Origin of the sequence: Sulfitobacter sp. F26169L (assembly GCF_026410285.1) — a bacterium.
GTDB lineage: Bacteria > Pseudomonadota > Alphaproteobacteria > Rhodobacterales > Rhodobacteraceae > Sulfitobacter.
Window position 1 is genome coordinate 1 of sequence record NZ_JAPMLP010000011.1, and the last position, 16,484, is coordinate 16,484.

7 protein-coding genes and 1 pseudogene are annotated in these 16,484 nt (G+C 57.2%); 3 read left to right on the forward strand and 5 right to left on the reverse strand.

From position 1 onward, the window contains the following. Positions 1 to 380 precede the first annotated feature (380 nt). Both OS189_RS16800 and OS189_RS16805 read left to right on the forward strand, forming a co-directional pair. Positions 381 to 2,462 (forward strand): class I SAM-dependent methyltransferase, encoded by a 2,082-nt coding sequence (locus tag OS189_RS16800; protein WP_267168498.1) that lies wholly within the window; start codon positions 381 to 383, stop codon positions 2,460 to 2,462. A gap of 152 nt (positions 2,463 to 2,614) precedes the next feature. Next, a protein-coding gene (locus tag OS189_RS16805; protein ID WP_267168568.1) for an IS3 family transposase occupies positions 2,615 to 3,744 on the forward strand; the annotation gives its coding sequence in 2 pieces (ribosomal slippage) (positions 2,615 to 2,864 and positions 2,864 to 3,744; 1,131 coding nt in all). Between the two features lie 61 nt (positions 3,745 to 3,805). Here the strand turns inward: OS189_RS16805 and OS189_RS16810 are convergent. Continuing rightward, a pseudogene (locus OS189_RS16810) lies at positions 3,806 to 3,979 on the reverse strand (DDE-type integrase/transposase/recombinase); the annotation flags it as partial. A gap of 331 nt (positions 3,980 to 4,310) precedes the next feature. Here OS189_RS16810 and galE point away from each other — a divergent pair. Then, entirely contained in the window at positions 4,311 to 5,321 is a 1,011-nt protein-coding gene (galE, locus tag OS189_RS16815) for a UDP-glucose 4-epimerase GalE (protein ID WP_267168499.1), read from the forward strand. 12 nt (positions 5,322 to 5,333) lie between these two features. On the opposite strand, the gene OS189_RS16820 is transcribed toward galE, so the two are convergent. The 4 genes from OS189_RS16820 to OS189_RS16835 all read right to left on the reverse strand — a co-directional run bounded on the left by OS189_RS16820 (position 5,334) and on the right by OS189_RS16835 (position 16,117). Next, positions 5,334 to 6,158: a sulfotransferase family protein gene (locus OS189_RS16820; protein WP_267168500.1), complete on the reverse strand. Its 825-nt coding sequence runs from the start codon at positions 6,156 to 6,158 to the stop codon at positions 5,334 to 5,336. A gap of 83 nt (positions 6,159 to 6,241) precedes the next feature. Continuing rightward, the gene (locus tag OS189_RS16825; RefSeq protein ID WP_267168501.1) at positions 6,242 to 8,146 is read right to left on the reverse strand and encodes a hypothetical protein; all 1,905 of its coding nucleotides are present in this window, start codon (positions 8,144 to 8,146) and stop codon (positions 6,242 to 6,244) included. 111 nt (positions 8,147 to 8,257) lie between these two features. Then, complete coding sequence (locus tag OS189_RS16830) at positions 8,258 to 10,831, reverse strand: hypothetical protein (RefSeq protein WP_267168502.1); 2,574 nt, start codon at positions 10,829 to 10,831, stop codon at positions 8,258 to 8,260. A gap of 189 nt (positions 10,832 to 11,020) precedes the next feature. Next, complete coding sequence (locus OS189_RS16835; RefSeq protein ID WP_267168503.1) at positions 11,021 to 16,117, reverse strand: beta strand repeat-containing protein; 5,097 nt, start codon at positions 16,115 to 16,117, stop codon at positions 11,021 to 11,023. Positions 16,118 to 16,484: the final 367 nt, after the last annotated feature.

The following is a 16,484-nucleotide window of genomic DNA, read 5'->3' on the forward strand; positions in this document are numbered from 1 at the left end:
CGCGACCGCACTCGACCCACGGCACCTTGACCCCTGATGAGGCCTATGTCAGCAAAACAGAACCAATGAGAGTAGCAGCATAAACTTAACCCTGATCCATCTTAACAAGGCTGCAAACGGGTCGAAATTCTAGGACCACCTCTCTGCGCTTCATTATGGGCCACGTGTTTTTGAGTTTGAGATAGAGGAGGCTGGGTAAATGGTAGGGATAGAACAAAAGATGTATCTGACATAAAAGACTTCAATGTGACAGAATACCCAAAATCCATACTGGCTCTTTACAGGTTATGAACCAAGCGGACGTGGGTATTGCGCTATGACATTGAAAGTTTTTTGCTCCACGAGCGATATTAACAGACAAAGGGACAAACGGAAGTATCATGACGCATGAAATAGAGAGGAATAATTCGCAAGAAATAACAAAGGTGAATCTGCAAATGACCAACCCGCTGTCCAGTAGAGGGTTGTTTTGGCGCGCGCGTTATCGGGTAGAATCGAATTTCCATGCTCATTTGCCGTTTTTGTTCTGGCTCGTCGAAATACAGAGACCGACTTCGATTATGGAAATAGGCATTACAGATGGGCAAAGCTATTTCGGACTATGTCAGGCTGTTGACCGTTTGAACCTGCCCGCGCAATGCACTGGCATCATTGTACCCGAATCTCCGAAATCTGATGAAAAAACGAAACAGGATCAGATCGCAAATATTAAGCATTATAACGACGAAAATTACGCAGAATTCTCGAAGCTGTCCCGAGCGAAAGCTGTCGGTGCACTTACCCGATGTGCTGACAATTCGATTGATCTTCTGGTTCTTGATGCGACTCTGGATTCACAGGAATTGGAGCAGGTCCTAAATATTTGCAAACACAAGATGTCGGACCGCGCAGTTTTGCTTCTGAAGGGTTTTCCAAATAAGTTTGTTGAAAATCAACACTACATGATTGCCCAAAGTTTTATTGACACACACGAAACCATCCTGTTGGAAAATGGCACGGGTATCGCAGCGATACTAATCGGGGGAAATCCTGATAATCGTTTGAGTCATTTTGCCAGTCTAAAGGCTGGAAGTGCTGACTATAATAATATCCATACAGTTTTCAGCAGCTTGGGGAAGGCCCGTTCAGATGAATGGAAAAGCGCAATTTACGAAGAAAAAAGCAAAAATTCCTTTCGGAAACTAAAAGCGGCTCAAGAGGAACATATGCAGACCAAAGCTGAGCTTGAGGCGCTGACCCAAGCTTACAATGCGCGGTCTGATGCCATAGCGACAGCGCAAGCAGAAAGCTATGATTTAAGGGTAAAAATTACCGAGGTGCTAAGTCTTCAGCAGCGGGCAGTCAGAACACAGAAAAAGCTTAAAACAAAATATGCCAAGAAAAAGGTGATTTTGGAAACCGCTCAGATTGACCTCAAGGCTATGACCCAGAAAGAGGCTGACTGGCGCGAAAAATATCAGGCGCTAAAAGTTGTCTCGGATAAAGTAGCAAAAGATAATGAGACGCTCATCTCAAAGATTAAGAGCATAGAAGACGAGCAAGCTGCACAGGATAAGGTTGTACAAATCCAGAAAGAAATGTTGGCAGAGCGTGATGTAAAGATTGGAGAAAGGCTTGCGACAATTGACGCGTTGGAAGCCCGACAGGTTAAGAGCCTTGCGCGCGTCGCAGCATTGGAGGCCGAGCACGAAACGCTTGTGAAACGACATCAGGATGAGGTCGTCCTGCTCACACAAGAGATGGAGGTACGGGAAGCCGAACAAGCTGAAAGCCTTGTGCGCGTTGCAGCATTGGAAGCCGAGCATGATACGCTTGTGAAACAGCACCATCATGAGATTACCTCGCTCAAACAGCAAGCAAAAGTGCGAGAGGCTGAGTACGAAGTATTAGCTAAAGCGCATAATGATGAGTTGTCAGCGCTCAATAGCAAGCTATCGGATCGTGATGTACAGATTACTTCTCAGCTTGATGAGCTAGACCAGTATGATGCCCGCACTAAAGAGTATGAGCAACGTATACGAAAAATCGAACAAGAGATTTCCCATGCAAATGCGTTGTGCGCCTCGTACGAAAAATCCTTGCAAAACAAGAGCAAAGAGGCTGCATATAAAGACTGCGCGTACTTTGTGAAAATACGATTGCGTGAAATTCAAATGCAACAATTAGAAAAGTCACGTGGTAGATTATCTGCTTTTAAATCTCGCAGTGTTCCGGCCCGCACAAAGCAGGTTATAGAAACTGTCCGGCAACATCCTCTTTTTGATCAAGAATGGTATCTGGAACAATATCCTGATGTACGCAGGGCAGGCGTAGATGCAGCTCTGCATTTTGCGACGGTCGGGATTTATGAAGGTAGAAATCCTAGTCCTGCATTCAACACTATCGAACATTATATTGCCCGCCCTGAGCGGTTGGAGGAAGAATTTATGTCTCTGCCAGAAGTGCCGGAAAGCACTATCTGATAGCAAAGGGAAAAAGAATGTGAACGATACCTGAGCCACGACTCTTATTGGCGTTGAGAGAGCAGGTTCATCGACCCATCTCGGCCTGAAATGGTCCGGCAAAACTGGACAGCGTGCTAAGATGTATCCAACCCGAATGAATGGATGCGAGAATGACGAAGCGACGGAGCTTTTCAGACAAGTTTAAGGCTGCTGTGGCGCTTGAAGCGCTGCGTGGCGACAAGACAGTCCAGGAGATTGCAGCCAAGCGCCAACTTCACCCAACGCAGGTGAGCACGTGGAAACGGCAGGCGATTGAAGGCATGGCTGGGGTTTTCTCAGATAAGATCAAAAAGGCTGAGAACAAAGACGGCGAGATCAAAGATCTGCACGCCAAGATCGGCCAGCTTGCGGTGGAGAATGATTTTTTGTCACAAGGGCTGAAGCGATGAGCCCGTCTGAACGTCGCGATATGATCCGCAAGAAGAATACGAAGCTCAGCCTGACGCGCCAATGCAAGTTGCTGAAGATCAGCCGGTCATCGTTGTATTACACGCCAGTTGGTATGAGCGCTGAAACGCTAAAGCTGATGAATGAGATCGATCGGGTCTTCACGAAATACCCGTTCTTTGGCAGCCGCCAGATTGCAGCTTACCTTCCCCAATCTGGGTTCTCGGCTGGGCGGCATCGTGTGCGTCGTCTGATGGGCATTATGGGATTGCAGGCTGTATACAAGGGGCCAAACACCAGCAAGAAGCATCCACAGCACCGCATTTACCCATACCTGCTGAGAAAGCTGGCAATCACACGACCCAATCAGGTTTGGTGTAGCGACATCACCTACATCCCGGTCAAGCGCGGCTTTTTGTATCTGGTAGCAATTATGGATTGGGCAACGCGCAAGGTGCTGTCCTGGCGGCTCTCAAATACGCTGGATGCCAGCTTCTGTGTTGAGGCGCTGGAGGAGGCTATCGCCAAATATGGAAAGCCGGAAATAATGAATACGGATCAAGGCAGCCAATACACAGGGGCGGGTTGGATCACCACTTTGACCAAGGCCGACATCAAAATCTCAATGGATGGTCGGGGCCGATATCTTGACAACATCTTCATTGAACGGTTGTGGCGGTCGCTGAAACAGGAGGCCGTCTATCTCCATGAAATCACTGACGGCTTCCACGCAAAACGGATCATCGATAACTGGATCAGGTTCTACAACTCCGAGCGCCCTCACACCGCCCTTGATAAGCGCACGCCCGACACAGCATACTTCACCCAAGTGGTGATACGAAAAGCGGCATGAACACAAATCAGATGCATCTTAGCTAAGCCATAAACCTGTCCAGAAAAGCAGGACCACTTCACGCCTCATTCAGCGCATCAACGCAAAAGCCAGCCTCCAACGTGTTCGAGATGCGCCATGCCAGCACCTTGCGAGTCGCCCAATCCATGATCGCAACCAAATACAAGAACCTACGGCGCACTGGAATGTAGGTAATATCGCTACACCAAACGCGGTTCGGGCGCGCGATCTTCAAAGAGATCGATGATGTGATCCGCACAGAGCCTGATGTAGGTGAGTACGACCAGACGTTTTAGAGCCAACGCCGGTGAAATGCCGCAGCGGTTACAGGATGTTGTAGGCGCTGCGGTTTTGCCGGGGAAGACAATCGCAAATACTTGACATAATGTAAATTATAAACCCTTTTTCACAGCTGTTAAACGGGTGCAATTGCTGATGGCGGGTGTCTGGAAACAGGTGCGTTTTTGGGATAGACGCAGATCGATCACGCTGTCAGGCAAGGCGGTGTTTGTGACAGATGCGGCAGCTTTTCCGCGCGGCGGAACTCCAGACGGGAAACGGTGTTTATGCGGGTATTGGTAACAGGCGGTGCAGGCTATATCGGCACCCACACCCTGATTGAGTTGATCGCGGCGGGGCACGAACCGCTTGTGGTGGACAGCTTTGCAAATTCGGTGCCCGAAGCGCTGGTGCGGACGGGTGAACTGGTGCAGCGCACGATCCCCTTTGCCGAATGTGACGTGCGTGAGCGCGCCGCACTGCGCGCCATCTGTGCCGATTTCAACCCCGAAGCAGTGATCCATTTTGCCGGCCTCAAGGCGGTGGGTGAAAGCGAAGAGCGCCCGCGCGACTATTACGATGTCAACGTAAGCGGCACGCTGAACCTGCTGGCCGCGCTGGAGGGGACCGCCTGCAAACGGATTGTGTTTTCATCTTCGGCCACTGTGTACGGGGTGCCGCAATACCTGCCCTATGACGAGGCCCATCCCTGCGCGCCTGCGTCGGTTTATGCCAAAACCAAACATATGGCCGAAAATATCCTGACCGACTGGCAGTGCGCCAACCCGCAAACGGCTGTGACGGTGCTGCGCTATTTCAATCCGGTGGGCGCGCATGGATCGGCGCGCATCGGCGAAGACCCGCAGGGCATCCCTAACAACCTGATGCCGTTTATCGCGCAAGTGGCCGTGGGGCGGCGTGACAGGCTGATGGTGTTCGGTGATGATTACGACACCCCTGACGGAACCGGCGTGCGTGACTATATCCATGTGAGCGATCTGGCGCGCGCCCATGTGGCCGCCCTTGGCGCGGCGCAGACGGGTACAGAGGTGTTCAACATCGGCACCGGCACGGGCTATTCCGTGCTGGATATGATCGGCGCGTTTGAAAAAGCGGCAGGCTGTTCCATTCCCTACCGGATCACCGGGCGGCGCGCCGGTGATATTGCCGCCATGCAGGCCGATGCCAGCCGTGCCGCCGATCTGCTGGGCTGGCGCGCCGAACTGGGGCTGGCGCAGATGTGTGCCAGCACATGGCACTGGCAACGTGCCAACCCGCAAGGATATAACGGCGAATGATCCGCACGGGGCCTATCGCGCCAGCGCGCAGCCCTGCTGGAACAGCACCTTGGCACTGTCGCCCGAACTGACACGCCCGAAATCCACACCATGTAGTTTTTGCGCAATTGCTTTGGTCTGCGGCAGCGTTTCAAGCTGCTTTTTGGGGAACTGCACACTGCCTTCGCGGGGAATGCGCAGTTGTTCCAGCGGAGTGTCCCCCTCATAGGGAGTGTCGGTGGCGTAATGCACTTCGCGCAGGGCCGCAAACTGCGGGTGGCTGGCAAAATCGGTCTTGCTCAGGCCCAGTTCCGCCTCGATGGCGTTCAGCCCTGCGTTCACATGTGTCTCGTCCACATTCAGCGTGATGATGCGGTCAAACCCGACCTGCCAGAGCGGATGGTTCTGCACCCGTGAATGCACATCAACAGGCGAGGGTGTTTGCAGATCCTCGCCTTGCAGCGCTTGGGCGTAATCATTCAGGGACATGCCGTCACGGGCGGGGGTGGTGCCGACCTTGCGTTTGACCAGCGGGTCGACCAGCGGCCAGCGCACCGCATGGCGAAAACACGATACAAAGCGCTTCGTCGGATCGCGGGTAACACGGATCAGCGTATAGCCTTTGCCCTGCGCCTCTACGGCGGCGCGGCGGCGGCGTTTGTAGGTGGCGGCCTTGTAATAGACCTCGTTGCGAAAATTATGCGGCCATGCGCTGTAATAGCCTGCCGCCTCCATCAACCCTTCGTGGCGGTAAAACCATAACACAACATGGCTGCATGCCGATTTCGGGGAGAACGACAGAACGATATTATGATCGCTGAACATCAGCGGCACGGGGGTGGTGTTGAACGGGTTCATCAAAAGCTTTTTTATCTGGAGAATTGGGTCTTTATAAACGGTTTCGGCAAGGCGTCACTTGTTTTTTGCACCGCGTTTTCGGATCAGGCCGTCAGGTCGAAAATCTGGCCGCCGATGCTCAGGTTGATTTCATCCTGACCCGCGCCGTCAATCAGCGCCCAGATGATCTGGTCTGTGGGTTTGTAGATGACAAAGGCTTCGGCCACATCGCTGTCTCCTGCGTTTGCTTTCGTGGCATAGTTGATCTGGAACTGGTCTGCCGTTGTGGCGTTGCGCCCGAACACCAGAACATCACCGTCTGCTGCTGTATAATCCTGAATGAAATCCGAGCCGTGATCGAAAATTCCGAGGTGAAAGAACATATCCGCCCCCGCCCCGCCGTTCACACGGTCATAGCCAAAGCCGCCGTTGATGAAATCATCACCGCCCGCGCCAAACAGCACATCGCCCAGGGCCGCACCTGTGATGCTGTCATTGCCGGTGCCGCCGATCACCGTATCGCCGCCAAAGCCGCCCGCGATCACATCATTGCCGGCGTCACCACGTAGCATGTCATTGCCGTAGCCGCCCTTGATCGTGTCATTGCCCGCGCCGCCGAATATATTGTCGCGCCGGTCTGCGCCGGTGGCCCCGCCGATGATCAGATCATCGCCCGCCCCGCCCGAGATGTTATCTGTGCCATCCCCGCCATAAAGCGCGTCACCGCCATCGCCCCCCGCCAGCGTGTCATCGCCGTTATCGCCAAACAACGTATCGCTGCCCGCGCTGCCATAAAGCGCATCCGCCCCGGCCCCGCCTTTCAGCGTGTCCGCACCATCGCCGCCAAACAGCGCGTCATTGCCGCCCTCGCCCAGCAGGATGTTGTTGTGGGTGTTGCCGATGATCACATCATCGCCCTGCGCCCCGTTGGCGTTTTCAATCACCGCACCGCGCGCCACTGAAAAACCACCCGCCTCACGCACACCATTGGCATCCATCACCGAGGAAAAGAAACCGCCCGCCGATGCGGTCGTGTCCAGAATTTCTGTCCGGGTGAAGGCATCAAGCGCGCCAAACAGAGGTGCTGCGCGCAATTCGTCCGCCATGGCCCGTGTATGGTCCAGCCCTTGGGGGGTCAGGGTGGCTTCCATCAGGTTGATCAGCACACGGGCGTTGCCCTCATAGCTGATGGTATCGGTGCCGCCGGTGTCCCAGATGCCGAAATAGGCGCGCCCGATGCTGATGCTTTCGCCGCTGAGGTCCAGCGCGGTGGTGCGCGCATCCGTTAGCAGGTAGGTGCTGTCGCCGCTGCGGGTGGTTTCATTGGCCCCGTACATGCGTTGCAAAACAGCGATATCAACAGCCATCGGCGCGATCGAGCGGCCATAGGTGAATGCCCCCGCCTCACCGGCCAGCGGCGCATTGGGCGCTTGCGTGTAGGCCAGCGCAGAGTGATGCCACTGATAGGGGGCCGACAGACCTTCGCCGCTGGGGTCAGAACCGGCCACAATGGCGCTGTTGCCGCCGCTGTCATGGGGGTGGTTCAAGCCCAATGTATGCAACACCTCGTGCACAATCGTCTGGAACCGCTCTGAACCGCCGCCGGTTTCGGCGTCTGTAGTATGTTCGGGCAGGGTCAGGTTGAAGGCGATGGTGGGGCGGAACCCGTAGAACGGATCAAAGGGCAGATCGGCCACCCCGAGGCTCTGGCCGCTGGTGTCCTCGCCCACCAGATAGGTGGCATCGAGGGTGTCTGTCAGGGCAAGTGATACATCGGCCACATCCGATATCAGCACCAGTGCCGTGGTAATTTCGCTGGTCCAGACCGGGGCCAGATCACGCGCCATCGCCGGATAATCGCTGTATTGTGAATCAAACTCGTAAAACTCGTCCGCATTGTCCAGTTGCACAATATTGTAGGTCACACGACCGGACCATTTGCTGTCCCCCTCGGTGACGGCCAGAATGCCACTGGCAGTGGAGTTATCATGGGTGGCAGACGTAGCCATTGCGGAATCTCCTGCGGATTTCAGGGACACAGGACTACCGCGGCAGGAGTTTGTAAAGTCTCCCCCGCGGGATGGGCTGTATGAAATATAGGGTGTGTTTTCCGTACCCTGTCAGATCAGCAGATCAAAGGTTTGCCCGTCAATGGTGAGGTTGATTTCATCCTGCGCCATACCGTCGATCAGTGCCCAGATGATCCGGCCTTCGGGTTTGTAGATCACAAAGGCATCGGCGGTGTCGGCATCCCCTGCCCCTGCGGTAAAGGCGCTGTTGATCTGGAACTGCTCGGCCGTGGCGTCTGTGTTGCCAAACACCAGCGTGTCGCCCTGTGCGCTGGTATAATCCTGTATCCAGTCGCTGCCGTGATCGGCAATGCCAAGGTGAAAGAAACGGTCTGCACCCGCCCCGCCATTGACCAGATCATAGCCAAAGCCGCCGTTGATGAAATCATCGCCATCGCCGCCAAACAGCATATCCCCCAGCGCCGAGCCTGTCAGCGTGTCATCGCCCGTACCACCGATCACCAGATCAGCGCCGAACCCGCCTGAAATCACGTCATTGCCTGCGTCGCCGCGCAATTCGTCATTGCCATAGCCGCCGTTGATCGTGTCATCACCCGCACCGCCGTAGATCACATCGCGCAAATCGGCTGCATCCTCCCCCCCGACAAGCAGGTCATTGCCTGCGCCGCCGATCAGCGTATCTGTGCCGCCGCCGCCGTATATCGCGCCGCCGGTGTCGCCGGCTTGCAGCAGGTTGTTGCCTGCATCGCCGCGCAGTAGCGCCACAACAACAACTTCGGGTCCGGTAATCTCCTCGGCCAGCGAACGTCCGGAGGACGGATCGGGCTGGGGGATGAGCGGTGCGCTGGTTACGGTTTCCAAAGTGCCGTGCCCGTCTGTGTAGTGCACAACGGCAGTGATGCCGGTGCCGGTGTCGGCTGCGCCCAGCATATACTGCGCAGCGGTTGCGCCCTCAATGGGGGTGCCGTCACGCAGCCACTGATAACCCGGGCGGCCCAGCCCGTCGGGATCGTCCAGCGCGGTGATATCAATTTCCAGCGTGGCCCCCGAAACGGGCGTGCCTTCAAGGGTGATGCCGCCGGTGGGCAGATCGTTGATATTGGCAACTGCTGCGGTCGGCGCGCCGGTGACCTGCGACAGGCCGCTGCCGCTGGTATATTCTGCGTGCACACTGATCGCTGCGCCCACATCATCCTGCACCAGTACATAACTGCTGCCGGTAGCGCCCTCGATGACAACCCCGTCGCGCAGCCAGCTATAGCGGCTTGCCTCTGCGGGGGTCCCGAAAAGATCGCTGATCCCTGTCAGGGAGGCGGTGAGGGTGGCGTTTTGCACGGCCTGCCCGGTAAGTGTGACACCTGCGGTGACATCCGCAATACTGCCCTGAAGATAGATTTTACCGCCATCGTCCAGCGTGAGAACGCGCTGTGTTCCGCTGCCGCTTACCGTGACACCGGTGCCGTGCGCCAGCAGCGATGTATCAATCACATCGCGCCCGAATTCAAAATCATAGACGGTATCAATGCCCATGGCCTCTTCGAGCATGATGCGGTCTGTGCCGCTTCCGGTGCGGATTGAATCATCTCCCGCGCCCCCGCGCAGGGTGTCATTGCCGCTGCCGCCCAGCAGAAAGTCAGCTCCGCTGCCGCCAAATAACAGATCATCGCCGTCCTGACCGAACAGCGTGTCACTGCCCAGCCCGCCGTTTACGGTGTCGTCGCCTGCGTTGCCCTGCAACTGGTCGGCGCCCGCCCCGCCGTCAATCACATCGTTCCCGTCCTGACCAAACACCAGATCATCGCCGGATCCGGCCAGTATCGTGTCATTGCCCGCACCGCCCTGAACCTGATCATCGCCAGACAGGCTTTCGATATGATCATCCAGCATGGTGCCGTACAGTTTTTCCGATGCCTGTGTTGCAAGGGGCGGTGTGCTACCTTGTGTGGTGTAGCCGTCAATTTCGTATCCGATATCGGCCAGCATCGCGCGATCAATTGCGCCGGGCATCTTGCGGGTCCCTGTGAGGGTGACAGGATCAAGCAACACCTCACCATCGTCAAAGCCGTCTTCCACATGGCTGTCACCATGCGCCAGCGGCACCGCCGCGCCGCCATTGGCAGCCAGCGTGTTGGTGCCGGTAAATTCATGCCCGTCAACCAGCGCATGAAAGGCCGGTGCGGTGCCAATGCCCAGAATATGGCCGATCTCGTGCAGGACGGTTGTCAGCATATCGTTCTTGCCCGCAACCGGGCCGTCCAGATCAGTGCTCCAGTCATCGCGCAGATCAAGGGTGATGAGCCCCGCCCAGGGCTCGAAATCGCTTACCGGGCCAGTATCGCGGAAATCATTGCTGACCCGCGCGCGAAAAATATCACCCTGCGCGTCGGTGCCTGCAAATCCGCCCCGCCCCAGCGATGCCAGATCACGCGCGCCGGCAAAGATCAGCAGATCGTCGATGTCTTCGGTCAGAACAACCGTTTCACGCTGGTTAACCAGAGAGGGGTTGGAAATGCTGAATGTTGTGCCTGCGCGGACATCGTCAAATTCGTCTTTGATGATGTCCGACCATATCTCGGCTGCGCGCTCCATCACAGCGCGCACCTCAGGATCGTCATAAAACCCCGAAGGGTCGAACCGGTAATCAAAGACGATGCTGAAACTCATACAGCCGGGGTTCCCTACACATGCTGACAAACAGACAATGGGTGCGCAAATGCCCCTGTCCAGCATGTGCCGGGACACCCGTTTGACCGGACACAGCGCTGCCGTGCGGGTCTTCGCAGAGGTTCAGTCAACCTCTGAAACGGGGTAAATTAAGGACCAGAATCAGGTTAATTCTGGCCCTTTTGTGTTTTAGGCCAGCAAATCAAACACATCGGTGCCGATGCGGATGTTCAGCTCGGCCTCGGCGTCGCCATCCACCAGCGCCCAGAGCAGATTGCCGCTGGGGATGTGGGTAACAAATACTTCCTCAATGCTGGCAGAGCCTGCGTTTGGCGTATTGGTCCGCTGCACAAGGAACTGCTGTGCGATGGCCTGACCGCCGTAATACAGAACATCCCCCTGCGCCGCCGAATAGTCCTGAATCCAGTCAGAGCCGTGATCGGCAATGCCAAGGTGGAAGAACTGGTCCGCGCCCGCGCCGCCGTTCACACGGTCATAGCCGAAGCCGCCGTTGATAAAGTCGTTGCCGGCGTTGCCCGAAATGACATCGCCAAAGGCAGAACCGGTCAGCACGTCATTGCCGCCCTGCCCCTCCAGCGTGTCGGACCCGAAGCCGCCTGCAATGGTGTCATTGCCGTTGCCGCCCGAGACATTGTCGTTGCCGTATCCCGCATCGACCCAGTCATCCCCGTTGCCGCCAAAGATCAGATCACGGCGGTCGTTGGCCGAGGCCCCGCCGGTGATGCTGTCATTGCCGTCGCCGCCGTTCAGGGTATCGCCGCCGTCGCCGCCCAGCAGGGTGTCATCCCCGCCATTGCCCAGCAAACGGTCGTTGCCCCCCGCGCCGCTAAGACGGTCATCGCCTTCGCCGCCGCGCAGGGTGTTGTCGCCCGCGTCACCGTTCAGCACCAGTCCGGCAGGTTCTACCGGTTCCACGGGTTCGACAGGCTCCACCGGTTCGACAGCGGTTGCAGTGCGCAACAGCTCTACCGTGGCCGAGGAGACTTCCTCTACATTGCGGTAGCCATCTGTGAAGGTGCCGCGTACAGACAGTTCTTTTTCAATATCGGCCGTGTCCAGCACATAGCTGGTGCCTGTCTGCCCGTTTATGGCAACACCGTCGCGATACCACTGGTATGATATCGCCCCCACACCGTCATCATCGGCAATCGCCGCTTCCAGCGTCAGGGTTTCACCCAGTAGCAGATCCCCCGTAAGGATCAGGCTGCCTGAGGCGGGATCGTTGACATTGGCGATCGGGCCGGATTGTGGCGAGACAAGCTTTTCGACCGTGCCCTGCCCGTCGGTATAGGTCACTTCGACAGTGACAAAGTTGCCCACGTCTTCCTGTGTCAGGGTGTATTCGGAGCCGACCGCGCTTTCGATGGGCAGGCCGCCGCGTATCCAGTGATAGCTCAACGTGCCAAGCCCGTCTTCGTCAGAGATGCCTGCCGTGTCGACGGTAAGTGTTCCATCTTCTTTGGGTGTGCCGCTGACCACCAGTTCACCCAGAGGTGCATCATTGAGGTTGGCAACGGTTGCTGTGGGCTGACTAGTCAGCGCATTGCCGTCATAGGCCACGCGTACTGTGATCTGTGATCCGGTATCGGCCTGTGTCAGCGTATAGCTTTGCGCGGTGGCACCGGTGATGGCCTGCCCGTCACGCTGCCACTGGTAGGTTATGGTTGACGGGGTCGCACCGAACAGGTCCGTCGCGCCGTCAAGCTCTACCGACAGTGTCGAATCCTCGGTGGCGGCCCCTGTGACAACCAGCTTGTCAGCGCCTGCGCTGACACTGCCCTGCAAGAACAAGGTGCTGCCATCCAGCATACGGATTTCCATCCCGCCCGCCATGGCGGTATCGGTGATCCCTGCGCGTTCTGACGCGGTGAGGCCGGAGGCATCGACAGCATCGGTTCCGAAATCGAAATCGGTGACCGTATCGCTGCCCATGCGTGCGCTGAGCACATAGCGGTCCGCCCCTTCGCCGCCGGTCATCGTGTCATTGCCGGCGCCGCCACTCATCGTGTCATCGCCCGCGCCGCCGCGCAGGACATCATTGCCGGCGTTGCCGATCAGCATGTCATCGGTGTTGCGCCCGCTGATGGTGTCATTGCCTGCCAGCCCGTCAACGGTGGTGTTTGCTGCCGTCACGCTCAGCGCGTCAGCCCCCGTGGTGGGGGTGTTGGTTGCCTGAACCAGCGGCGTGCCGATTTTGGCTTTCAGCTGTGCAATGGTAAATACCTGACCATCGGCAAATTCCACCTCTTCGATGGCGCCTGCATCACTGCCCGAATAGCTGTGCGTCAGCGCCAGAGAATCTTCGGTTGTACCGAAATCAATCAACAGCGCATCCGTGCCCTGCTGCCGTATCTGGGCGTTTGCCACAGTGTAGCCCTGAATGACGACCCTGTCGGCCCCGCCCGATGCGCTGCCCAGATCGGTGAAGGTGTCGCGCCCGTCTCCGGCGCTGTAGATGTAGGTATCACCGCCCTTGCCGCCGGACAGCAGATCGCCATCGCCTTCGCCGCCCACCAGCGTATCATTGCCATCATAGCCGAACAGGTTGTTGGCTTGCGTGTCACCATACAGCACATCGCCAAAGTTCGACCCGTGTACGTATTCGATGTTCAGCAGCGTGTCGGTATAGCCCAGCCCGTCCGATGCGGTCCCCGCCAGCAGATCCACCTGCACCCCCGCGGTGGAGCTGAGATAGCGTGCGATATCGCCCGTACCTGCCCCCCCGTCGAGCGTGTCTGTCCCGACCTCGCCCCACAGCTGGTCATTGCCATCACCGCCCGAAAGACTGTCCGCACCGTCGCCGCCCAGCAGGATATCCGCACCATCGCCCCCCGACATCGTGTCATTGCCGGAAAAGCCGAACAGGCGGTTGGCATCACTGTTGCCGGTGATCATATCCACATGGTTCGAGCCGTGAACGTTTTCGATGCTGATCAACACGTCACGCGCGCCCGATCCGTCTGCGGCAGTGCCCGCCGCCAGATCTACGGTGACGCCGCGCGCATCATCGCGGTAGCGCACCAGATCGGCCCCGCCGCCCCCGTCGATGGTATCAGTCCCCGCCTCGCCCCAAATTTCATCATCACCGTTGCCGCCGCTGAGGTTGTCATCGCCCTCGCCGCCCAGAATGACGTCTTCGCCGCCCTGACCCAGAATGGTATCATCACCGCCAAAGCCGAACAGGCGGTTGTCATTGGCCGAACCGATCACATTGTCACTGTTGGCCGAGGCGTGCAGATCCTCGATGTTGCTTAACGTGTCCGTGCTGCCATAGCCGTCCTGCACCACCCCTGTGGTCAGGTTGGCATTCACCGCGCCGGAGGCCTTCAGATAGCGCGCCACATCACGACCGCCCTCTCCGTCGATTGTGTCGTTACCCTTGCCGCCCCAGATTTCATCGTCGCCGCTGCCCCCGCTGACGGAATCATTGCCATCTCCGGCAAGGATAATATCGTCACCGCCGGCACCGCTGATGGTGTCATTGCCATCGATACCGACAAGCCGGTTTTCGGCCCCGTCCCCGCGGATCACATCGGCGTAATCCGTGCCGTGCACCCCTTCGATGCTGGTCAGCTGGTCACGGGTGCCAAAGCCGTCGACAACTTCACCGGCGGCCAGATCCGCGACGATGCCACGGGTGCCGCCGCCCAGATAATCCTCGCCGTAGTGGACATGGTCCTCGCCGCCGCCGCCGTTGAATACATCGGCCCCTTTCAGGCCCCAGAAATCGTTATCCTCGTTGCTGCCGGTGATCCGGTCGACAAAGGAGGTGCCGCGCACCTGATCGATATTGATCAGCGTATCGGTATCGCCAAAAGTGTCTGTCGCCACGCCGGTTGACAGGTTTACAATGGCCCCTTGTGTGCCCCGCTCGATCTGGCCGGTCTGGTAGTTCAGCTGCCCGATCAGGACTTCGTCATCGTAAACAACCGTGTCACCGGTGCCGGTGCCGCCGTTGATTGTGTCGTTGCCCTGAAACCCGACATACCACTCCAGCTCCTGATGGCGCAGGTTGCCCCCTGTCAGGATGTCGTCATAGGCTGATCCGTTCACTTCAAGGAAGTGCAACGCGCCGCTGAAGTCAGTGCGCATCCCCGCCGAGGTGGCAATGCCGGTGGCAAGGTTTACGGTAACCGCGCTGTCGGTGCGGAACACGATATGGTGGCCATAGCGTGTGCCCTCCGATCCGGTGCCGGTGATTTCCTTGGTGCCGCGCCCGTCAATCACGATGGTATCGCGCGCATCCTCTACCGTGGTGCCAACCCGCACCGTATCATTGCCTGCGCCGGTAAAGATCAGGTTGTCGCCGTCTTTGCCGTCGATGTAATCATTGCCGTCACGGCCGAACAGGCGGTCATGTTTGATCCGGTTCGATCCGATGATCGTATCATCAAGATCAGTTGCAAAAACATATTCGACGTTCACTAGTGTGTCGCGGTTGCCAAAGGTGTCAAAGGCAACGCCGGTATCAAGGTTGATTGAAATACCGCGGGTGCCTGTCTCAAGAAAATAGGCGACCTGATCCAGACCGTCACCGCCGTTCAGCGTGTCGGCACCGGCACCGCCCACCAGCGTATCCGCACCGCCCAGACCGTTCAGATTGTCTGCACCGCTGCGCCCGAACAAAAGGTTGGCAGCGTCATCACCCAGAAACACATCATCGGCATTCGAGCCGTAAACCTGCTCGACCCCGGTCAGCACATCCGCATTGCCGAACGTATCAATCGCCGAGCCCGCCGCCAGATCGACAGACACACCGCGTGTGCCTGTTTCGAGGAAGTAGGCAACCTGATCGTTTGCACCATCGCCACCATTCAGGGTGTCCTTACCGGCACCACCCACCAGCGTGTCATTGCCGCTGCCCCCGGAAATCGCATCATTACCCGCGCGCCCGAACAACAGATCCCCCGCCCCGTTGCGCCCCGTAATCGCATCATTGCGATTGGTGCCGTAAATCTGTTCGACCCCGCGGATCACATCGGAGTTGCCAAAACTGTCGGTTGCGGTACCGGCCTGCAAATTGACCGTGACACCGCCGCTGCCCCCGTCACTGGTGTATAAAATCTGGTCCGTTCCCGCGCCGCCGTCCAGCGTATCGTTGCCCGCGCCGCCAATCAGCACATCGTTGCCCGCGCCGCCATTCAGCTCATCTGTGCGCCCCAGTCCGGTTAACGTGTCATTGCCCCCGAAGCCGTTCAGAATATCGCTGGTGTTATTGCCACCGACCAGTGAATCATTTGCCGCGCTGCCATTTTTCGTAACCATGATTTTTCCCTGTAAATATGAACCCGCAAAAAATTATTCCGCGATATCAAAATATGTGAACCGTTCGGACCAGTGTCTGGACCAGTAAAATGACTGGTTTCTGGACGCATTTATGTTGCTTTTTTGGCATATATCAAAAACATGAAAAATCACCTAGCACTTTAGACCTTAGGACGGGGTGCGCGGATGTGTTGAAACCACCGCCGACCCCTTCGGTAAACCCGTGGCATGTGGCTCGTTCCGAAAGCGAGAATTTGAACCAAAGCTAAACCGTATTGAAAGAAAGCGCCGCCAAAGCGCCGCATTTACGCGCCTTCCTCCGCCGCTCCGCCTGTCCATTTTTATCAACGGGGGCGTATCTTTGGGG